This window comes from Bradyrhizobium sp. CCBAU 11357 (assembly GCF_028128865.1).
GTDB lineage: Bacteria > Pseudomonadota > Alphaproteobacteria > Rhizobiales > Xanthobacteraceae > Bradyrhizobium.
The window spans coordinates 191,384-211,679 of record NZ_LBJW01000110.1 but is presented as its reverse complement, the minus strand read 5'-3'; the positions used below and the strand labels follow the sequence as shown (position 1 = coordinate 211,679).

Annotated in this window: 23 protein-coding genes; 14 read left to right on the top strand and 9 right to left on the bottom strand. The window is 65.9% G+C overall.

What is annotated here, in order from left to right:
* Nucleotides 1-180: 180 nt before the first annotated feature.
* The 3 genes from XI05_RS31170 to XI05_RS31160 all read left to right on the top strand — a co-directional run bounded on the left by XI05_RS31170 (nucleotide 181) and on the right by XI05_RS31160 (nucleotide 1,989).
* On the top strand, nucleotides 181-960 hold the full coding sequence (locus XI05_RS31170) for a sulfite exporter TauE/SafE family protein (RefSeq protein ID WP_172788733.1): 780 nt from the start codon (nucleotides 181-183) through the stop codon (nucleotides 958-960).
* The gene (locus XI05_RS31165; RefSeq protein WP_271509025.1) at nucleotides 957-1,187 is read left to right on the top strand and encodes a hypothetical protein; all 231 of its coding nucleotides are present in this window, start codon (nucleotides 957-959) and stop codon (nucleotides 1,185-1,187) included. Before XI05_RS31170 ends, XI05_RS31165 begins: the two co-directional genes overlap by 4 nt.
* Nucleotides 1,188-1,293: 106 nt before the next feature.
* On the top strand, nucleotides 1,294-1,989 hold the full coding sequence (locus XI05_RS31160; RefSeq protein ID WP_271509022.1) for a glutathione S-transferase family protein: 696 nt from the start codon (nucleotides 1,294-1,296) through the stop codon (nucleotides 1,987-1,989).
* Nucleotides 1,990-2,128: 139 nt separating this feature from the next.
* Here XI05_RS31160 and XI05_RS31155 read toward each other — a convergent pair whose 3' ends face one another.
* On the bottom strand, nucleotides 2,129-2,332 hold the full coding sequence (locus tag XI05_RS31155; protein WP_172788730.1) for a cysteine-rich CWC family protein: 204 nt from the start codon (nucleotides 2,330-2,332) through the stop codon (nucleotides 2,129-2,131).
* Between the two features lie 118 nt (nucleotides 2,333-2,450).
* On the opposite strand from XI05_RS31155, the gene XI05_RS31150 reads away from it, so the two are divergent.
* The 3 genes from XI05_RS31150 (at nucleotide 2,451) to XI05_RS31140 (ending at nucleotide 5,692) form a co-directional block, all read left to right on the top strand.
* Nucleotides 2,451-4,007 (top strand): DUF1800 domain-containing protein, encoded by a 1,557-nt coding sequence (locus tag XI05_RS31150; RefSeq protein ID WP_271509019.1) that lies wholly within the window; start codon nucleotides 2,451-2,453, stop codon nucleotides 4,005-4,007.
* A gap of 2 nt (nucleotides 4,008-4,009) precedes the next feature.
* Nucleotides 4,010-5,227, top strand: coding sequence for a DUF1501 domain-containing protein (locus XI05_RS31145; protein WP_271509017.1), 1,218 nt, complete (start codon nucleotides 4,010-4,012; stop codon nucleotides 5,225-5,227).
* 141 nt (nucleotides 5,228-5,368) lie between these two features.
* Nucleotides 5,369-5,692, top strand: coding sequence for an antibiotic biosynthesis monooxygenase family protein (locus XI05_RS31140; protein ID WP_271509015.1), 324 nt, complete (start codon nucleotides 5,369-5,371; stop codon nucleotides 5,690-5,692).
* Between the two features lie 31 nt (nucleotides 5,693-5,723).
* Here the strand turns inward: XI05_RS31140 and XI05_RS31135 are convergent, their stop codons facing one another.
* From XI05_RS31135 to XI05_RS31105, 7 genes are all read right to left on the bottom strand, one after another.
* On the bottom strand, nucleotides 5,724-6,665 hold the full coding sequence (locus XI05_RS31135; protein WP_271509012.1) for an aldo/keto reductase: 942 nt from the start codon (nucleotides 6,663-6,665) through the stop codon (nucleotides 5,724-5,726).
* A 250-nt stretch (nucleotides 6,666-6,915) separates the two neighbouring features.
* Nucleotides 6,916-7,371 carry a GNAT family N-acetyltransferase gene (locus XI05_RS31130; RefSeq protein ID WP_271509010.1) on the bottom strand — a complete coding sequence of 152 codons (456 nt, stop codon included), beginning with the start codon at nucleotides 7,369-7,371 and terminating at the stop codon, nucleotides 6,916-6,918.
* A 255-nt stretch (nucleotides 7,372-7,626) separates the two neighbouring features.
* Complete coding sequence (locus tag XI05_RS31125; protein WP_271509004.1) at nucleotides 7,627-8,439, bottom strand: PAS-domain containing protein; 813 nt, start codon at nucleotides 8,437-8,439, stop codon at nucleotides 7,627-7,629.
* A 229-nt stretch (nucleotides 8,440-8,668) separates the two neighbouring features.
* A complete protein-coding gene (locus XI05_RS31120) occupies nucleotides 8,669-8,827 on the bottom strand; it encodes a hypothetical protein (RefSeq protein WP_212259390.1) in 159 nt (52 codons plus the stop codon).
* Nucleotides 8,828-8,900: 73 nt separating this feature from the next.
* On the bottom strand, nucleotides 8,901-9,077 hold the full coding sequence (locus XI05_RS31115) for a hypothetical protein (RefSeq protein WP_271509002.1): 177 nt from the start codon (nucleotides 9,075-9,077) through the stop codon (nucleotides 8,901-8,903).
* Nucleotides 9,078-9,231: 154 nt separating this feature from the next.
* Complete coding sequence (locus XI05_RS31110; protein WP_271508997.1) at nucleotides 9,232-9,882, bottom strand: glutathione S-transferase family protein; 651 nt, start codon at nucleotides 9,880-9,882, stop codon at nucleotides 9,232-9,234.
* A 165-nt stretch (nucleotides 9,883-10,047) separates the two neighbouring features.
* Entirely contained in the window at nucleotides 10,048-10,398 is a 351-nt protein-coding gene (locus XI05_RS31105; RefSeq protein WP_271508995.1) for a hypothetical protein, read from the bottom strand.
* 21 nt (nucleotides 10,399-10,419) lie between these two features.
* On the opposite strand from XI05_RS31105, the gene XI05_RS31100 reads away from it, so the two are divergent.
* From XI05_RS31100 to XI05_RS31070, 7 genes are all read left to right on the top strand, one after another.
* A complete protein-coding gene (locus XI05_RS31100) occupies nucleotides 10,420-11,622 on the top strand; it encodes a pyridoxal phosphate-dependent aminotransferase (protein ID WP_172788722.1) in 1,203 nt (400 codons plus the stop codon).
* A 317-nt stretch (nucleotides 11,623-11,939) separates the two neighbouring features.
* Nucleotides 11,940-12,419, top strand: a complete 480-nt coding sequence (locus XI05_RS31095; RefSeq protein ID WP_271508992.1) for a DUF992 domain-containing protein — start codon at nucleotides 11,940-11,942, stop codon at nucleotides 12,417-12,419.
* 155 nt (nucleotides 12,420-12,574) lie between these two features.
* Nucleotides 12,575-14,623, top strand: coding sequence for an elongation factor G (locus XI05_RS31090; RefSeq protein ID WP_271508990.1), 2,049 nt, complete (start codon nucleotides 12,575-12,577; stop codon nucleotides 14,621-14,623).
* Nucleotides 14,624-14,901: 278 nt separating this feature from the next.
* Complete coding sequence (locus XI05_RS31085) at nucleotides 14,902-15,174, top strand: helix-turn-helix domain-containing protein (RefSeq protein WP_008566993.1); 273 nt, start codon at nucleotides 14,902-14,904, stop codon at nucleotides 15,172-15,174.
* Between the two features lie 105 nt (nucleotides 15,175-15,279).
* Nucleotides 15,280-17,022 carry a SulP family inorganic anion transporter gene (locus XI05_RS31080; protein WP_271508985.1) on the top strand — a complete coding sequence of 581 codons (1,743 nt, stop codon included), beginning with the start codon at nucleotides 15,280-15,282 and terminating at the stop codon, nucleotides 17,020-17,022.
* 64 nt (nucleotides 17,023-17,086) lie between these two features.
* Nucleotides 17,087-17,926 (top strand): shikimate dehydrogenase, encoded by an 840-nt coding sequence (locus XI05_RS31075; protein WP_271508983.1) that lies wholly within the window; start codon nucleotides 17,087-17,089, stop codon nucleotides 17,924-17,926.
* A 57-nt stretch (nucleotides 17,927-17,983) separates the two neighbouring features.
* A complete protein-coding gene (locus XI05_RS31070; protein WP_271508978.1) occupies nucleotides 17,984-18,610 on the top strand; it encodes a hypothetical protein in 627 nt (208 codons plus the stop codon).
* A gap of 157 nt (nucleotides 18,611-18,767) precedes the next feature.
* On the opposite strand, the gene XI05_RS31065 is transcribed toward XI05_RS31070, so the two are convergent.
* Nucleotides 18,768-19,904: an alpha-hydroxy acid oxidase gene (locus XI05_RS31065; protein WP_271508973.1), complete on the bottom strand. Its 1,137-nt coding sequence runs from the start codon at nucleotides 19,902-19,904 to the stop codon at nucleotides 18,768-18,770.
* Nucleotides 19,905-20,032: 128 nt separating this feature from the next.
* On the opposite strand from XI05_RS31065, the gene XI05_RS31060 reads away from it, so the two are divergent.
* Nucleotides 20,033-20,200, top strand: coding sequence for a hypothetical protein (locus XI05_RS31060; protein ID WP_172788715.1), 168 nt, complete (start codon nucleotides 20,033-20,035; stop codon nucleotides 20,198-20,200).
* Nucleotides 20,201-20,296: the final 96 nt, after the last annotated feature.

The window sequence follows — 20,296 nt, the reverse complement described above, 5'->3', positions numbered from 1 at the left end:
AAAGCTGATGCCAGGGCAAGATAACTCAGTTTGCGCGAGAGGGGCAAGCGAGGCACAACTTGCAACGTAGGTTTTAGGCTGATTTGTCGGGAACGCCACGGCTTCTCCGCCTCTCCCCGCAAGCGGGGCGCGGGAGTGATGCAGCTTGCGTCCCTTGCTTGCCGAGAGGAGACCACCCTCGTGACGCCCATCATGATCGCTGCCCTCGGATTGCTGATGGTGGCCACCGCGTTCCTGTCGGGGCTGTTCGGCATGGCGGGCGGGCTGATCCTGATCGGCGTGCTGCTGGCCTTGATGCCGCTGCCGACCGCGATGGTGCTGCATGCGATCACGCAGATGGCCTCGAACGGCTGGCGCGCGTTTCTGTGGCGGGCGCATATCCGCTGGCGGCCGGTTGCGAACTACATGGTCGGCGCGACTGTGGCGCTTGCCGCCTGGTCGCTGACCCGTTACGTGCCTGACAAGCCGACGGCGCTGCTGCTGCTCGGCGCCACGCCGTTCATGGCGCGGCTCTTGCCCGCGAACATCAAGCCGGACCCCGACAGGCTCTGGCAGGGCACGGTCTATGGCACGATCTGCATGGGCTTGATGCTGATGACCGGCGTCTCCGGCCCGCTGCTCGACACCTTCTTCCTCGGCGGCGATTTCGGCCGGCGCGAGAAGGTGGCGACGAAGGCGATGTGCCAGCTGATCAGCCATTTCACCAAGCTGATCTATTTCGGCGGCATCATCGACCAGGCCGCGAGCCTCGATCCCGTGCTCGCCGCCGTCGCGATCGCAGCCTCGATGCTCGGCACCACGCTGGCGCGGCGCATCCTCGAGGCCATGACCGACCAGCAGTTCATCGCCTGGTCCAACAAGCTGATCACCACCATCGCCTGCTACTACATCGCCTATGGCGGCTGGCTGTTGCTGCGTGCGCCGGTTCTGGCCGCCTTCGACAAGGGAGGTTTGCAATGAGCTGTAACGCCGATCCCCTGGTGCTGGACTTCGTCGAATGGGTGGCGCGCGAGCCGCGCGCCTACGCCGAGGTGCTCGCGACCTGGAAGACCTCGTGTCCGCGCCTCACCATCTGGGAAGACGCCGCCGAGCGCGGCTACGTCGCGCGCGAGACGATTGCAGGTCTCGGGCTGGTGATCGCGGTGACGGAAGGTGGCGAGAGGCTGTTGCGCGCCAACGGGCGGTGATTCCGCCTCCACATCGTCATTGCGAGCGTAAGCGAAGCAATCCAGAATGCCTCAGCAGCGGCAGTCTGGATTGCTTCGCTGCGCTCGCAATGACGGAATAACGATCATGTCGCTCAAACTCTACGAACTCGTCGGCACCGATCCTTCGCGCCCCTTCAGCCCGTATTGCTGGCGCACGCGGATGGCGCTGGCGCACAAGGGCCTTGCGGCGGAGACGCTGCCCTGGCGCTTCACCGAGAAGAGCGCGATCGCGCCGCACGGCTCGGAGAGGGTTCCGGTGCTGCTGCATCACGACAAGGCCGTCGTCGATTCCTGGACCATCGCGAACTATCTCGAGGAAACTTTTTCGGATCGCCCGTCGCTGTTCGGCGGCGAGGGCGGCCGCGCCATGGCGCGCATGATCAATGCGTGGGGCGACATCGCGATCGTCGGCGGTCTCTCTCCGCTTGTTATCGCCGACATCCCGAAGAATCTGAATGAGGTCGATGCCGCCTATTTCCGCAAGTCGCGCGAGGCGCGGTTCGGCAAGGGCCTGGAAGAGGTCCAGGCGAGCCGCGACACCGGCGTCGTCGCGTTCCGCAAATCGCTCGAGATCATGCGCCAGACCTTCAAGACGCAGCCTTTTCTCGGCGGGCAGGCACCGAACTACGCCGACTACATCGTGTTCGGCGGATTCCAATGGGCGCGCGTGGTCAGCCCCTTCAAGCTGCTCGACGCGGATGATCCGGTCTATGCCTGGCGCGAAAAGCTGCTGGATGCGTTCGATGGCATGGCGCGGAAGTCGCCGGGGAATGCGGTGTAACGCACGTAGTTTAGTAGGGTGGGCAAAGGCGCAAAGCGCCGTGCCCACCATGTCTCTTGATCGCCAAGAATGCGTGGGCACGCTTCCGCCTTCGCTCTTCGAGCTACGGCGGACAAGTCGCTTTGCCCACCCTACGATACTACGATACTGCCTCCGCCGCCGCTTTCCGCAAACACTCCCGGCACAGGCAGTCCTCGCCCTCGAGCGGCATCGGCAGCCGTGCCGTCTCCTCCGCGCACCAGCAATTGCCCGAGAGATCGCAGCCGAATTCGCTGCCGCAGCGGGAACAGGTAAGACGGCGCGCAAGTGCCGGCGCTGACGGCATTTCTTTCGGATTTGTCATGATTTTCGTCGAAGCTTCGCCGTCATTTTTCATGTCGGGTTCATCTGTCGCTGCGGTATATTACGCGCCGCCCGCGTCGCAGGAAAGCACCTCCCAACGCGCGAAGGACAGATCATCGATGGCCCGCGATTCGCAAGCCGCCCTCGTCGCGCTCAACCGCTTCGGCTTCGGCGCCCGCGGCGGTGCATCGGGCGATCTCATCAATGCAAGCTCCGACCCGCGCGGCTTCGTGAAGGCGGAGCTTTCGCGTCCCAATGGCGTGCTGCTGGAAGCGCCGGGCCTGCAATCGACGCCGCAGCTCGGGCAGGCCGTGTTTGCCTATCAGGACGAGGTCAAGCAGGCGCGTGAGGCGGCGAAGGCCGCCGCGCCCGTCGAGACGCCGGCCCAAGTGCCTGCCGATCAGAAGCCGCCCTTGCGCCGCAATCTCTCGCTGAATGCGGCGGCAGAGATCACCGGCAAAATGGCCGATGCCAAGCCCGCCGACGGCGCACCGAAGCCGGAGACCATGCAGCCGAGCGCACCCGCGCCGCAGCCCGCCGCCAAGCCCGCGCCGCAGCCGCTCAATGTGATCCAGAAAACCTTTCGCGCCGAGGCGCTGGCGCGGCTGCAGCGCGCCACGCTCGTCGAGTGCGGCTTCACCGAGCGCCTCGTCGCGTTCTGGTCCAATCATTTCTGCATCTCCGCCAGCAAGGGCGAGCTGGCGCGGATCTGGGCCGGCGCGTTCGAGCGCGAGGCGATCAGGCCGCACGTGCTCGGGCGCTTCGCCGACATGCTGAGGGCGGTCGAGCAGCACCCGGCCATGCTGTTCTTCCTCGACAACCAGCAATCGCTTGGACCCGACTCGCGCGCGGGGCAAAACCGCAAGCGTGGGCTGAACGAAAATCTCGCGCGCGAGATCATGGAGCTGCATACGCTCGGCGTCGGCGCCGGCTACACGCAAGGCGACGTCACCTCGCTCGCGCGCATCATCACCGGCTGGACCTTTGCCGGCAGGCAAGGGCAGCTCGGGGTTCCCGGCTCCTTCGTCTTCAACGTCAATGCGCATCAGCCCGGGCCGCAAGTCCTGCTCGGCAAGACCTACGATCAGGCCGGCCTCGCACAGGGCGAAGCCGCGCTCGCCGACCTCGCGCGGCATCCCTCGACCGCGCGTTTCATCGCCACCAAGTTCGTCCGTCACTTCGTCGCGGACGATCCGCCGCCGGCGCTCGTTGCGCGCCTGCGCGACGTCTTCGTCAAGACCGACGGTGATCTCAAGGCGCTGGCGACGGCGCTGGTCGATTCCGATGAAGCCTGGAAGGCGCCGCTCACCAAGATGCGCTCGCCATACGATTTCCTGGTTGCGAGCGGCCGGCTGCTGGCGCGCGTGCCGGAGGATCCCGGCGCCTATCTGAACAACCTCAATCTGCTCGGCCAGCCGCTGTGGTCGCCGCCGGGCCCCAACGGCTTTCCAGATACCAATGCCGCCTGGGCTGCGCCTGAAGGCATCAAGCTCAGGCTCGACATCGCGGCGCAGATCGGCGCGCGGCTCGGCAACAACATCGATCCGCTCGATCTCCTGGAGTTCGCCGCCGCCGATGCCGCCTCGGCCGAGACGCGGCGGACCATCGAGCGCGCGGAGTCGCGGCAGCAGGCGCTGGCGCTGCTGTTGATGTCGCCGGAAATGCAGAGGAGATGATGATGGCCGACTGCGTCGAGAACCGGCTCCTCACGTCCCGCCGAGGTCTCTTGCTCGGCGGCGCCTCGTTTGCAGCCTGGGCTTACCTGCCGAAATTCGCCCGCGCGGCCGACGGGCGCGATCCGCGGTTGGTCGTGGTGATCCTGCGCGGCGCGCTGGACGGGCTCTCGACCGTCGCGCCGATCGGCGACCCCGATTATGCCGGCCTGCACGGATCGATTGCGCTTGCGGCCGATGGTGCCCATCCCGCGATCATGCTGGACTCGTTCTTCGGCCTGCATCCGGCGATGCCGGATTTCGCGCGCATGTATCGCGACAAGCACGCGGCGGTAATCCATGCGATCGCGACGCCCTATCGCGACCGCTCGCATTTCGACGGCCAGGACGTGCTCGAAAGCGGCTATGCCGGCCCGGGCCGCGTGCAGTCCGGCTGGCTCAATCGCGCGCTCGAAGCGCTGCCGCGCGGCGAGCGCGTGTCGAGCGGGCTCGCAGTCGGTCCCACCACGCCGCTGGTGCTGCGCGGCAGCGCGCCGACCGTCGGCTGGGCGCCGGTCGCGCTGCCGCAGGCCGATGACGACACCGCGATGCGCCTCGTCGAGCTCTACCGTCACCGCGATCCCGCCCTGGCCTCCGCGTTGTCGCAGGGCCTCCAGCTCGACAAGGCGGCGAGCGGCGACGATATGAAGGCGACACGCGGCAACGCCGTCGCGCAGATGCGGCAGGTCGCGCGCGGCGCTGCAAAGCTGATGGCGGCCGATGACGGCCCGCGCATCGCCGCGCTCGCCTTCGACGGCTGGGACACGCATGCCAATGAGGGCGGCCCTGTGGGGCGTCTCGCCTTCCTGCTCGGCGGTCTCGACGGCGCGCTCGCCGAGTTCGAGAGTGGTCTGGGAAATCGCTGGCGCGACACCGTGGTGGTCGTCGCCACCGAGTTCGGCCGCACCGCGCGCATCAACGGCACCGAGGGCACCGATCACGGCACCGGCACGATTGCCTTGCTCGCCGGCGGCGCGGTGAAAGGCGGCCGCGTCATTTCGGACTGGCCAGGCCTCAAGCTCGCGAACCTGTATGAGGGCCGCGACCTCAAGCCGACGACGGATCTGCGCTCGGTGATCAAAGGCGTGCTGCAGGACCAGTTCGGCCTGTCCGATCGCGTGCTGGCCGAGACGGTGTTCCCCGACAGCGCGAGCGCAAGGCCGATGAAGGGGCTGGTAGCTTAGCTGTCATTCCGGGGCGCGCGTCAGCGCGAACCCGGAATCCATCTATCCGCAGACTCCGCCGCAAAATGGATTCCGGGCCCGCGCCTTGCGGCGCGTCCCGGAATGACGAGATAATGGTGCAACATCAGGAGACACCACCCCATGTACATCGCCATGAACCGCTTCCGCGTCGCCAAGGGCTCCGAGTCTGCCTTCGAGCAGGTCTGGCTCACGCGCGACACCCATCTCGACAAGGTGCCGGGCTTCGTCGAGTTTCACCTGCTGCGCGGGCCGGAAGCCGAGGACCACACGCTGTACGCCTCGCACACCGTATGGGCAAATTTTGCGGCGTTCGAGGCCTGGACCAAGTCGGAGGCGTTTCGCGCCGCGCATCATAGGGCGGGCGACAACAAGCCGCTTTATCTCGGCCATCCCCAGTTCGAAGGTTTCGAGGTGATGCAGACGGTGGGGCGCGGCGTGAAATAGCGCCGCGCCGCAAAGGTCGGTCGTCGCAAAATCAACCCAGCGTGATCCTGTCGATCTCCGCCGTCTCCTCCGCGCTGAGCTTCCAGGCGATCGCCTTGACGTTCTCCTCGACCTGCTCGACGCGGGTCGCGCCGGCGATCACGCTCGAGACCTGCGGGCGCGCAGCGAGCCAGGAGAAGGCGAGCTCCAGCATCGAATGGCCGCTGGCCTTGGCGAAGGCGGCGAGCTTCTCGACGATGTCCTCGTTGCGCGGCGTGACGTAGCGGTCGCGCAGCCGCGGCACCTTGCCGAAGCGGGTGTCGCTGGGCGCGGCCTCGCCCTTCCGGTATTTGCCGGTCAACAGGCCGCTCGCGAGCGGGAAGAACGGCAACAGGCCGAGCTTGTATTCCGTCGCGGCCGGCAGCAGGTCCTTCTCGATGTCGCGCACCAGCAGGGAATATTCGTCCTGACAGGAGACGAAGCGGCTGACATTCATCGCACGCGCGACGTATTCGGCTTCCGCGATCCGCCAGGCCGGAAAGTTCGAGTTGCCGATGTAGCGGACCTTGCCTTGGCGCACGAGATCGTCGAGCGCGCGCAGGCTCTCCTCGATCGGCGTCAGCGGGTCGTAATCGTGCTGCTGATAGAGGTCGATGTAATCGGTCTTCAGCCTTTTCAGGCTCGCCTCCACGGCCTCCATGATGTAGCGGCGCGAGGCGCCCTGCTTGGTGCCGTCCTCGGCCATTGGCTTGGCGTATTTCGTCGCCAGCACGATGTCCTTGCGGCGATCGCCGAGCACGGTGCCGAGCACGGTCTCCGAGCCGCCCATGTTCGAATAGATGTCGGCGGTGTCGAATAGCGTGATGCCGAGGTCGAGCGCGCGATGGATCACCTTGCGCGAGGTCTCGAGGTCGGCGCGTTGGCCGAAATTGTTGCAGCCGAGCCCGACCGCGGACACGCGAAGGCCGGAGGCGCCGAGATTGCGAATTTCCATGAATGATCCTGTCGGAGATGAGCGGCGGGCATTCTGACACCACGCGCCGCAGCAGCAAGCGGGCGGCCGCGCTGCTGCCATGCCGGCAGCGCGCACAAAAAAATGCGGCCCCTGTCAGACGCGGCGACTGACGGGGACCGCTTGGGGCGCATGATCGGTGACGGGGGCCTGACCAGACGCAGGGGCAACCTAGCCTTGCTATGTTACGCGCCGGTGACAAGCCAAGTTATCCACAGGCTGTGCGCAGGGATCAGAACAGCTTGCGATAGACGATGAAGCCGGAGCGCTCCGCGACCTTGTCGTACAGGCGCTGAGCCGTGAGATTGGTCTCGTGCGTCTGCCAGTAGACGCGCGGCGATCCCGCCAGCTTCGCGCGGTCGTAGACGCCATGGATCAGCGCCGAGCCGACGCCCTTGCCGCGCGCGGCCTCGGATGTGAACAGGTCCTGCAAATAGCAGGACGGCTCGATCGCCGTGGTGCTGCGATGGAACAGATAATGCGTCAGGCCGAGCAGGCGGCCGTTGTCCTCGGCGACCAGCGCATGCATCGGCTCGTAGGCATCGAAGAAGCGCTGCCACGTCATCCCAGTGATCTCGGGCGCGAGCGCCGTCGGCCCGGAGCGGCCGTAAAAGGCGTTGTAGCCGTCCCACAGCGGCAGCCATTGATCGTAGTCCTGCCTGGTGACGGCGCGAATGATGAGCGACATGTGAATTTCCGCGATGGATGAAGTGTCCTTCATACGTGATGATGGGTGAGGCAATCAATCGCGTGAAGATGAGGATTGATGCCGGCTCAGAATTCGGTTCACCTCTCCCGTAGGGAGAGGTCGGATCGCATCGAATGATGCGATCCGGGTGAGGGGTTACGCTCTCACCGATTGACGCGGCCCCTCACCCGGATTGCTGCGCAATCCGACCTCTCCCCGCTGGGGAGAGGTAAACCTCAAACAACCAGCAGAGCTCTACTCCGCAGCGCGCAAGTACCGGATCAGCTTGCGGCCGGTCGGATCACGCAGCGAGCGGTAGTAGTCGGCCCTTGCCGGCGCATCGGTGTGGCGAACGAGGTCAGTCACGGGCGTGTAGCTCAGCATCCGCCCGCCGTCGGGCAGTGCGGTGCAGACGAAGCGCAGCACCTCGCCGTTGCGCAGCTTGATGTTGATCGGCGTCGCATCGCCGACCCGCACCATCTCCATGCGCTGCGCGATGAAGGTGCCGAGCTCGTCCTCGGGCAGCTCGAACGCGCCGGTGTCGCGGCCGTGATACATCAGTGCGATGAAGGGCGGCTTGGCGTCGGCGATCTCGTCCGGCACCGCAAAATAATCGCGGAACGCACGATTGATGAATTCGGCCCGGGTCTCGGCATCGAGCAGCACGATGCCGATATCGACCTCGTCGAGCGCGGCCGACAGCCGCGCGGCAGTGACGTGGCTGCGGCGCTCGGCCGCGAAGCTGCCGAGCAGCCGCTCGCGCATCAGCCCGGTGATGCCGGCGGTGCCGAAAGCCGTGATGGCCAGGAGGCCGAGCGGCACCAGATCGGTGGCGCCATGGCCGGAAACGCCGTGGCGATGGAGGAAGAACAGTGCCGCGCCGATCACCGCGACAATCGCGGTCGTCACGGCGGAGGCGAGTCCTGCGAGCGCGCCGGCGAGGGCCACGATGCCGACGAACAGCGGGGCGGGCGAGGGCGCGGGGACGAGGCGATCGAGCAGCATTGCCGGCAGCAGGGCCGCTGCCGTCAGCGCCGGACCGGAGATCGCACGCCATCCGAACCGCATGGACCTGTCTCGCTCCTCCCGAACGAGGTAAGGCCGCAACACTGGCTGATTGTTGCGTGACGGCGCTGCGATTTCATGCGGCGTGCTTAAGACGCGCTTGTGCGCAAGCGTAAGGCTTTCAGAAGATTTTAGAGCATGATCCGGGAGAGTGTGAAGCGGTTTTCCGAAAAGATCATGCTCAAACAACAACCTAAAGCGCGATGACGATACATCCTAATCGCATCGCGCTTTAGACCATCTGCGCGTGCTTGACGCGCTGCTGCAGCGTCGGCGCATTCAGCGTCGACGTGCCTGCGCCCTTGCGCGTGCCGACGATGATCAGCAGCGAGGCCGCGACCAGGATGGCCGCAGTCAGGGTGATTGCAACGACTACCACAGGTGATTTCATCGACGTCCTGTCGCGATGCCGGTCGGCGCGGGCCGCACGGCGCCCTGAAGGCTGGTCCAGGATGAAGCGGGAATCAGACCGGCAGGCCCATCGCCATGGTTGCCTTGGTCGACAGCACCGTGAGGGTGACGATCAGGCACAGCGAGAGCGCGGCGACGGCGAGCGAGGCCGCGACCGCATGGGTGAGCCGGGAAGACGCGACGGTAGCGGATGGGGTCTGAAACCCCGCCGTGCCGGACGCCCGCATCATGGTCTAAATCCTTCAACACGCGAGCGAATCACCCGCGACTTTCCAGAATTTCCCAGTTTCAACCGGCAATATTGCGGCGGCGGCCGCGCCGAAAGTGGCGGGATTGCGGCAAGGCGGCCCTTGTGCCCGCTATTCGCCGGAGCGGGGCGCGCCGTCAGGCGCTCGCGGCAATGCTGGCGGGATCATCGATGTCGGCCGGGCGCCAGTCCATCGTCACGAAACCGGGTGTGGCTTCGACGCGCTTCAGCCAGTCCCGGATCGCCGGGAAGGCCTGGAGGTCGAAGTCGCAGCGGTCGGCGAGGTGGGTGTAGCCGTACAGCGCGATGTCGGCGACCGTGAGCTGGCGCGCGGCGAAATAGGAGCTGGTCTTGAGGTGGTCCTCCATCACCTGGAGCGCGCCGTAGCCGCGCTCCATCCAGTCCTCCAGCGAATGGGTCTGCAGGTCCCGACCGCCCTTGACCAGCGACAGCCAGAAATAGGCCGCGCCGATATTCGGCTCGAGCGCGTGCTGCTCGAAGAACATCCATTGCAGCGCCTCGGCGCGGTCGATGCGGTTCTCCGGCGCGAGCGGCGTGCCGACGGCAACGTACCAGAGGATGGCATTGGACTCGGCGAGATAGCGGTCCTCGCCGACCTCGAGCAGCGGCACCTGGCCCGACGGGTTCTTGGACAGGAAATCCGGCGTGCGGCTCTCGCCGCGCAGAATGTCCACCTCCACCGCTTCGTAAGGCAGGTTGAGCAGCGCCAGCGCAAGGCGGACCTTGTAGCTGTTGCCCGAGCGTTGCATCGAATAGAGCTTGTACATTCTGGCGTTCGAATCCGAGGACGAGAAGACGCGGCGCTCGTTGCCCCGCGAGGCGGCTAAACAATGATGCCGATGCGAATCCGCCGCAAGAGCCGGCCGATAGAAAAACTCGAAAACCCTATCGCACCGCAATGCCTGGGAAGAACATTTCCGCGACGATGCAATTTAGTTCACGCTTGCGTCAACGCGCGGAGGTATTGCGCCGTGCGTGGTGAAGCGCAAACGCCTCGCCATCGTCGTGGCCGGGCTTGACCCGGCCATCCACGTCTTGGCCATGCGGCGCAACGACGAGCGGCTTACGGAGATATGCAACACGCAAAATTGCTCCGAGGACAGGCTTTGCCGGATATGAGGGGTTTGGCTGGCAAAGTTGCGCAAAATTGCGGGAAATCGCGCTTCGGAGCGCTCCAGATCGTAAACTTTTCCGGGATCGGGCCAAAGTTTCTTGCGGCGCAGCGGCACACGTTTTAGGGTGGCCCATTCCCACAATTGGAGTCGTGAGGCCAAGGGCTTCACGACGCTCGCCAGGAGATGATGATGTCCTTCCTTGCCGCTGCGCTCGACCGTGTGAAGCCGTCCGCGACCATCGCGGTCACGGATAAAGCACGTGCGCTGAAAGCGGCGGGCCGCAACGTCATCGGCCTCGGAGCCGGCGAGCCCGACTTCGACACGCCCGCCAACATCAAGCTGGCGGCGATCCGTGCCATCGAGGCCGGCAAGACCAAGTACACCGCGGTCGACGGCATCCCCGAGCTGAAGGAAGCCATCATCGCGAAGTTTCAGCGCGAGAACGGCGTCGCCTACAAGCCGAACCAGATCATCGTCGGCACCGGCGGCAAGCAGGTGCTCTACAACGCGTTGATGGCGACCATCAATCCGGGCGACGAGGTGATCATTCCCGCGCCCTATTGGGTCAGCTATCCCGAGATGGTTGCGCTCGCGGGCGGCGAGCCGGTGCCGGTGGTCTGCACCGCCGCGACCGGCTTCAAGCTCCAGGCCGAGGCGCTCGAGCGCGCGATCACGCCGAAGACCAAATGGGTCATCCTGTGCTCGCCGTCGAATCCGACCGGAGCTGCCTACACGCGCTCGGAGCTGAAAGCGCTCACCGACGTGCTGATGAAGCATCCCCACGTCTGGGTGATGACCGACGACATGTACGAGCATCTCGTCTATGACGACTTCCAGTTCACCACCGTCGCGCAGGTCGAGCCCGGCCTCTACGACCGCACGCTCACCGTGAACGGCGTCTCCAAGGCCTATTGCATGACCGGCTGGCGCATCGGCTATGCCGGCGGCCCGGCGCAGCTCATCAAGGCGATGTCGACGATCCAGTCGCAATCGACCTCGAACCCGTCGTCGATCGCGCAATGGGCTGCGGTGGAAGCGCTGAACGGGCCGCAGGACTTCATTCCCGCCAACAACAAGGTGTTCAAGGAGCGCCGTGACCTCGTCGTCTCCATGCTCAATCAGGCCAAGGGCATCGAGTGTCCGCGCCCCGAGGGCGCCTTCTACGTCTACCCGTCCTGCGCCGGCACGATCGGCAAGACCGCGCCGTCGGGCAAGGTGATCGACAATGACGAGACGTTCGTCACCGAGCTGCTGGAGACCGAAGGCGTCGCCGTGGTGCAAGGGTCGGCCTTCGGCCTAGGACCTGCGTTCCGCATCTCTTACGCGACCAAGACCTCGGACCTCGAAGACGCCTGCAAGCGCATCCAGCGCTTCTGCGGCAATTTGCGGTAAGACTGTCGCAAAGGTGCGATGTCCTCTTCCCGCTCTTGTGGGATGGGAGTTCTCTCCGCGAGTCTGAAATCGGTAGGGTGGGCAAAGGCGCACTGGCGCCGTGCCCACCATCTCTCTCGATCGCAAAGATGCGTGGGCACGCTTCGCTTTGCCCACCCTACGAAATCTGCGAAATGGCCCGCCGCCGGCGGGCCTTTTATTGTTTGCATGTTCATCCCCGTGCATGATCTGGCACGCTCACGGCTCTTGTGGCATAGACCATCGCGCGGCACCCGCCGCGCCGTCCTGCTCGCATCACATCATCGCCGGAGATATTCATGCGCCGTTCGTTCCTCTTCGCCGGACTCACCGCTGCCGGCCTCATTGCTTCCGTCGTGAGCACTGGTGCGCAGCAGCGGATGGCGCGGGTCGGCGTGCTCGAATGCCGCGGCGGCGCCAGCGTCGGCTTCATCGTGGGGTCGGTGACCCATCTCGGCTGCGTGCTGCGCGCCGACGGCTTGCCTGACGATCGCTACGTCGCGACCATCCGCAAGGTCGGCCTCGACATCGGCATCACCCAGGAGACGGCTTTGGCCTGGGGCGTGTTCGCACCGGTCGAGCGGCTCGGCCCCGGCGACCTCGCCGGCAATTACGCCGGCGCGCAGGGCAGCGCCTCGATCGGCGTCGGCCTCGGCGGCAACGTGCTGGTCGGCGGCTCCAACAATTCGATCGCGCTCCAGCCGCTCAGCGTGCAGGGCCAGGTCGGCCTCAATATCGCTGCGGGCCTCGAGAGCCTGGAACTCCGTCCGGGCCGTTAACACTTTTGCGTGTGATCGCGCCGCGCGAAGCGGCGCGATTTTTATTGACGACGCACCGCAGCGACGTTTGATGCTTGCCAAATCTCGGGGAGGGGCAGAGCATCGGCGTTTGCCGACCCAATCATGGGCCGAGCTCCACAAGAAGGAGGCGGCGAATGGGACAAGACGTCAGAAGTCCCCGAGGTCCACGGTGCATCGCGCTGGTGGGCCCTTTCCAAAGCGGTAAAACCACACTTCTGGAAGCAATATTGGCGCGAACGGGCGCAATCCCGCGCGCCGGCAGCGTGGACGCCGGAACGTCCGTCGGCGACGCCACGCCGGAGGCCCGTCACCACAAGATGACCGTCGGCCTCACTGCCGCCACCACGAGTTTCATGGGCGACAGCTACACCTTCCTCGATTGTCCCGGTTCCGTCGAGTTTGCCCACGACATGCGCGCCGCGTTGCCTGCGGTCGACGCCGCGATCGTGGTCTGCGAGGCCGACGAGAAGAAGCTGCCGCAGCTTCAGATCATCCTGCGCGAGCTGGAGGAGCTGAAGATCCCGCGTTTCCTGTTCCTCAACAAGATCGACCGCGCCAGCCAGCGCATCCGCGAAACGCTGGCGATGCTGCAGCCCGCCTCGCGCGTGCCGCTGGTGCTGCGCCAGATCCCGATCTGGAAGGGCGAGCTGATCGAGGGCTTCGTCGATCTCGCGCTGGAGCGCGCCTTCATCTATCGCGAGCACAAGGCCTCCGAGGTGATCGCGCTCGAAGGCGGCGATCTCGATCGCGAGAAGGAAGCCCGCTTCTCGATGCTGGAGAAGCTCGCCGATCACGACGATGCGCTGATGGAGCAGCTGCTCGAGGACATCCAGCCGCCGCGCGATGCTGTCTTCGACGATCTCGCCCGCGAATTGCGCGAAGGGCTGATTTGCCCGGTGCTGCTTGGCGCCGCCGCGCGCGAGAACGGCGTGCTGCGCCTGATGAAGGCGTTGCGTCACGAGGCGCCCGGTGTTGCGGAGACCGCAAAGCGTCTCGGCGTTCCCGAGACCAAGGACGCGCTCGGCTACGTCTTCAAGACGCTGCACTCGCAGCACGGCGGAAAGCTGTCGCTGACGCGGCTGCTCGCCGGCCATCTCGACGACGGCGCCACGCTGCAATCCTCCTCCGGCGGCGCAGGCCGCATCTCCGGCATCCTCGCCGTCAACGGCGCCTACGACACCAAACGCGCCTCGGCCGAAGCCGGCGACACCGTGGCGCTCGCCAAACTCGATCCGGTCAAGACCGGTGACACGGTTTCGAACGGCAAGACGGCGCCCGCGGCAATGATCACGATCGAGCCGACGCCGCCGGTGCTCGCGATCTCGGTCGCGGCTACCGACCGCAAGGACGACGTCAAGCTCGGCCAGGCGCTGACGCGCCTGCATGAGGAGGATCCCTCGCTCATGATCGTGCAGAACGCCCAGACCCACGACACCGTGCTGTGGGGCCAGGGCGAGATGCACCTGCGTGTCGCCAGCGAGCGCTTGCGCGACCGCTTCGGCGTCAAGGTCACCTCGCATCCGCCCGCGATCGGCTATCAGGAAACCATCCGCAAGCCGATCACCCAGCGCGGCCGTCACAAGAAGCAGTCCGGCGGCCACGGCCAGTTCGGCGATGTCGTGCTCGACATCAAGCCGCTGCCGCGCGGCGACGGCTTCAAGTTCGCCGAGAAGGTGGTCGGCGGCGCGGTGCCGCGCAATTACATCCCGGCGGTGGAGGAGGGCGTCGTCGATGGCTTGACGCGCGGTCCGCTCGGCTTCCCCGTCACCGACGTGCAGGTGACACTGACCGACGGCTCCTATCACAGCGTCGATAGCTCCGATCTCGCCTTCCGCACGGCGGCGCGGGTCGGGCTCAACGAAGGCTTGCCGCAATGCCAGCCGGTGCTGCTGGAGCCGATCCACATGGTCGAGATCGTCTGTCCGACCGACGCCACCGCCAAGATCAACGCGATCCTGTCGGCGCGGCGCGGCCAGATTCTCGGCTTCGACACCCGCGATGGCTGGACCGGCTGGGACTGTGTCCGCGCCATGATGCCGGAAGCGGAGATCGGCGAGCTGATCGTGGAGCTGCGCTCGGCCACCGCCGGCGCCGGCAGCTTCACGCGCCAGTTCGACCACATGGCCGAAGTCACCGGCCGCGCCGCCGACCAGATCATCGCCGCACATCAGCACGCGGCGTGAGTCCGTCTAGCGCGCAGTGAGAGACGGAGAACTCTCTCACGCCCTCTCCCCGTTCTAACGGGGAGAGGGATGTGCGGCGCTGTCTCTCCACGCGTCATTGCGAGCGCAGCGAAGCAATCCAGAGTCTTTCCGCGGAGGGATTCTGGATTGCTTCGCTGCGCTCGCAATGACGGAGGAGATGGATGAGGCTCCCCCTTGTACTTGGCCGCATTTGATGTATTTTACATCATTGTATATGTCCCAGATATCACTTATAATTGTTCGTAAGTGAGGCCAAGGTGATCACCTCGTTCCAGATGCGGGCAGCCCGCGCGTTGCTCGGCATCGACCAGAAAACCCTGGCCGAGCTCGCCGGCGTGTCGCTGCCGACCATCCAGCGGATGGAGGCCTCGACCGGCAATGTTCGTGGCGTGGTCGAGACCCTGATCAAGGTGGTCGAGGCGTTCGACCGGGCCGGCGTCGAGCTGATCGGCGAGCAGGCCCGCAGCGACAGCGGCGGACGTGGCGTTCGCTTGAAGGAGCCGGGGCCGCCGCGCCGCGTCGGAGCATGATCGCGCGTTGATCGTGCCCGGGATCAAGTTGGGCTAGCGCATCGTCGCACCTTGGGACGCACGATGCTTCGGAGCATCGTGGGGCCAGCGGAGCACTTTGCTGACATGAGCATCACAGGCGATCAGGCGGGCCGGCTGCACCAGCTGCGTCAGCCGACCTTTGCCGAACTGTATCTGCCGAAGCTCGTCACCGTCTTTCGTGAAGGCTACGGCCTCGCGGATTTCCGCGCCGACGTCTTCGCCGGCCTGACGGTTGCGATCGTCGCGCTGCCGCTGTCGATGGCGATCGCGATCGCCTCGGGCGTGACGCCGGACCGCGGCCTCTACACCGCCGTCGCCGGCGGCTTCATCGCCTCCATGCTCGGCGGCAGCCGGTTCCAGATCGGCGGCCCGGCCGGTGCGTTCATCGTTCTGGTCGCGGCGACCGCGGAGCGGCACGGCGTCGACGGAGTCATCCTCGCCACCATGATGGCGGGCCTGTTCCTGATCGGCGCGGGGCTGCTCAGGGTCGGCACCTACATCAAGTTCATTCCCTATCCCGTCACGGTCGGCTTCACCGCCGGCATCGCCGTCATCATCCTTGCCAGCCAGCTCCGCGATCTCTTCGGCATCACGCTCGCGGGGAAGGAGCCCAGCGAGTTCGTGCCGAAGCTCGCCGCGCTCGCCGGCGGCCTCAGCACGATCAATCCATCCGCAGTGCTGGTCGCGATCGTCAGCATCGCCATCATCGCGTCCTTGCGGGTCTGGCGTCCCTCCTGGCCCGGCATCCTGATCGCGGTCGTCTTCGCCGCATTCGTGTGTGCAATATTCGCGCTGCCGGTGGAAACGATCGGCTCGCGCTTCGGCGGCATCCCGCGCGAATTGCCCTCGCCGGTGCTGCCCGCGTTCTCGCTGGAGAAGGCACGGGCCGTGCTGCCGGATGCGATCGCGTTTGCGCTGCTGGCGGCGATCGAATCGCTGCTGTCGGCGGTGGTGGCCGACGGCATGACCGGCCGCCGTCACCGCTCCAATTGCGAGCTGGTGGCGCAGGGTGCGGCCAATATCGGCTCGGCGCTGTTCGGCGGCATCTGCGTCACCGGGCTGATCGCGCGCACGGCGACCAACATCCGCGCCGGCGCGCGCGGGCCGCTCGCGGGCATGCTGCATTCGGTGTTCCTGCTGCTGTTCATGCTGATCGCGGCCCCGCTCGCGAGCTACATTCCGCTGGCCGCGCTCGCCGCGGTGCTGGTCGTGGTGGCCTGGACCATGGCGGAGAAGCACGAATTCGCCACGCTTGTGCGCGCGTCATGGGGCGATGCCGTGGTGCTGCTCGCGACCTTCCTGCTCACGATCTTCCGCGATCTCACCGAGGGCATCCTGGTCGGCTTCGCGCTGGGTGCGGTGCTGTTCATCCATCGCATGGCGGAGATGACGGGCATCGAGGAGCGCTCGCCGCTGGTTGCGGATGATCGTCCCGACGACGGCAACGGCGACCGCGTGCGTTACGATCCCGCGCTTGCGGTCGACCGCGACGTGGTGGTCTATCGCATCACCGGCGCGTTCTTCTTCGGCGCGGCCTCGGCGATCGGCGGCGTGCTCGACGGCATCGCCGACCGGCGCAAGGCTTTCGTGGTCGACTTCGCCGCGGTGCCGTTCCTGGATTCGACCGCGGCCAACGTGCTCGGCCGCGTTGCCGCCAAGGCGCACCGCCAGGGCATCCGGCTGTTCATCACGGGGGCCTCGCCCGCGGTCCGGCGCGCGCTGCTCACCCATGGCGTCACGCCGCCGCGGGCGCGCTACCGCACGAGCCTCGAGCGGGCCATCGCCGACATCAAGGGCCGGGCCGCCGACGAGTCCGCTGCGAGCTGACCGCGCGCTTGACAGAGCGGGCGCGACGCGAAATGGATCGCCTCGGAAACGACCCGAGGGAAAGATGACCGCGTCCAGGATCCCCGCAGCCTGTCTGATCGGATGGCCGGCTGCGCATTCGCGCTCGCCGCTGATCCACCGTCACTGGCTGCGCACGCTCGGCATCGAGGGCGGCTATGTCATCGAGGCGGTGCCGCCCGAAGATTTGCGCGATTTCGTGCTGCGGCTGTCGCTGCGTGGCTTCGTCGGTGCCAACGTCACCATCCCGCACAAGGAAGCCGTGCTGGCGCTGTCGATCCCCGACGCGCGCGCCCGGGCCGTCGGCGCTGCGAACACGCTGTGGTTCGCCGAGGGCGAGCTGCGCTCGACCAACACCGATGTCGAAGGCTTCATCAACAATCTCGACGCCAGCGCGCCCGGCTGGGACATGGCCGAGGAGGCGCTGGTGCTGGGCGCCGGCGGCGCCGCGCGTGCGGTCGTGTTCGGGCTGCGCGAGCGCGGCATCAAGCGCATTCATCTCGCCAATCGCACCATCGCGCGGTCCGAGGCTCTTGCAAGAGAGTTCGGTCCGAACGTGCATCCGCTGCCGTCGGACGCGATCGGGGACGTGCTGCCGGGCGCAAGACTTCTCGTGAATACGACCTCGCTCGGCATGCATGGCCAGCCTTCGCTCGATATCGACGTCGCGCGCCTGCCGCAAGACGCCGTCGTCGCCGACCTCGTCTATGTTCCTCTGGTGACGCCGCTGCTCGCCGCGGCCATGGCGCGCGGCCTGAAGACCGCCGACGGGCTCGGCATGCTGCTGCATCAGGCGGTGCGCGGTTTCGAGCTGTGGTTCGGGCGGCGGCCCGAGGTCACGGCCGAGCTGCGCGCATTAATCGAGGCCGATCTCACGAAGTCTTGAGAGAATAGTGCGGGGTCTTTCGGAGTTCTCTCTTCCTGGGGACAATCGGAGACCGTCATGCCTGTTCAACGTGCAAGTTTCACACGTCCGCTGATCGCCGTCGCGATGGTGGCCGTCTCGACCTATTGCGCCTTCGCCCAGAAGGCGCCGGTGCCGACGCGCGTGCGCGGCACCATCGAAAGCGTCAATGGCGACACCATGCAGGTCAAGTCGCGCAGCGGTGAAGAGGTCAAGCTTCGCCTCGCCTCCGACGTGAACGTGTCGGGCGTTACCAAGATCTCGCTCGCCGACATCAAGCCGGGCTCGTTCATCGGCGCGACCACCGTGCCGGGGCCGGACGGCAGCCAGAACGCCGTCGAGGTGCACGTGTTTCCGGAAGCCATGCGCGGCACCGGCGAAGGCTCGCGGCCCTGGGACCTCAAGCCCAATTCCAGCATGACCAATGCGACCGTGGCCGAGAGCGTCGTCGGCAATGACGGTCACACGCTGCTGGTCAAGTACAAGGACGGCGAGAAGAAGGTGTTCGTCGCCGACGACACGCCAGTCGTGACCTTCGTGCCCGGCGACAAATCCGAGCTGAAGGCCGGCGCCAAGGTGATCGCCTTCATGAAGCAATTGCCGGACGGCTCCTTCGAGACCAACCGCGTCAGCGTCGGCCGTGACGGCCTGACGCCGCCGATGTGAATGATCGAGCGCTGAACTCGTAGGGTGGGCAAAGGCGCGCTTGCGCCGTGCCCACCATTTTATCCGCATTCGTGAAATTGGTGGGCACGCTTCCGCCTTCGCTCTTCGAGCTACGGCGAACAAGTCGCTTTGCCCACCCTACGGCACCGCCGCGCACTCACACCGCAATCACGTGATCGTCGATCTCCTCGATCCGGTTGACGCCGCACAGGCCCATCGTGGTGAGCAGCTCCTTGTGGATGATGTCGATCGCCTTGGCGACGCCGGCCTGGCCGCCGGCACCGAGGCCATAGGCATAGGCGCGGCCGATCATGCAGGACTTTGCGCCGAGCGCGAGCGCGCGCATCACGTCCTGGCCGGAGCGGATGCCGCCGTCGAACATGATCTCCATCCTGTCGCCGACCGCGTCCACGATCTCCGGCAAGACCTCGATCGAGGACGGCGCGCCGTCGAGCTGGCGGCCGCCATGGTTGGAGACGACGAGCGCCTGCGCGCCGGTCTTGGCGGCTTCCTCGGCGTCCTCGACGTCGAGGATGCCCTTGATGATGAGCTTGCCCGGCCAGATGCTGCGGACCCACTCGACGTCCTTCCAGTTCAACGAGGTGTCGAACTGCGAGGCGGTCCACTCGGCGAGGCGGTTGAGATCCTCGGTGTTCTTCACGTGTCCCGCGATGTTGCCGAAGGTGCGGCGCTTGCCCTGCAGCACGCCGGAGACCCAGGCCGGCTTGCTGGCGAAGTCGAGCAGCTTCGACAGCGACCATTCGGGCGGCACCGTCATGCCGTTCTTGATGTCGGCGTGGCGTTGGCCGATCACCTGCAGGTCGACCGTGAGCACCAGCGCGCTGCACTTGGCAGCCATCGCGCGCTGGATCAATTCCTTGATGAAGCCGCGGTCCTTCATCACGTAGAGCTGGAACCAGAACGGCTTCTCGACACTGGCGGCGATGTCCTCGATCGAGCAGATCGACATGGTCGATTGCGTGAACGGGATGCCGGCGGCCTGCGCAGCGCGGCAGGCGTGGATCTCGCCGTCGCCGTGCTGCATGCCGAGCAGGCCGACCGGCGCGAGGATCAGCGGCATGGTCGAGGGCTCGCCGAGGATCGTGGTCGAGGTATCGCGCTTGGAGACGTCGACCAGGATGCGCTGGCGGAACTTGATCGCCTGCATGTCCTCGCGGTTGGCGCGCAGCGTCTCCTCGGCATAGGAGCCGCGGTCGCAATAGTCGAAGAACGCCTTCGGCACGCGGCGCTGATGCAGCGTGCGAAGATCGTCGATACAGGTAATATGCTTCATGTCGTTTCCCCGGCCCGTCATGTCCCAACAGTCTTGCATCGGAAGATTTCGGGGTCATCTAGCATGGTTGGATGCACAGCCAAATCGTTTGCAGAACGTTTTGGAAGGAGAGCGCCAAGGAGAGCGTCATGACGAAGCCGCACGCGCCACCTTCGCCGGAAGAGATCAAGGAAAAGCATGATCTCGAGGAGGCGCTGGAAGAGGGACTGGAGGAGACCTTCCCGGGCTCCGATCCCGTCAATGTCACCCAGCCAGCGCCGAGCCGCGCCGACAGCCATGTGAAGCGCTCGGATTAGGCGAGTTCCGCCGCTTTTCGCTGGTCACGCGGGAATTACAATGTTAACAATATGTTATCGGGGCGGTCGCGGCGCCGGTTCCGTAACGATTCATCA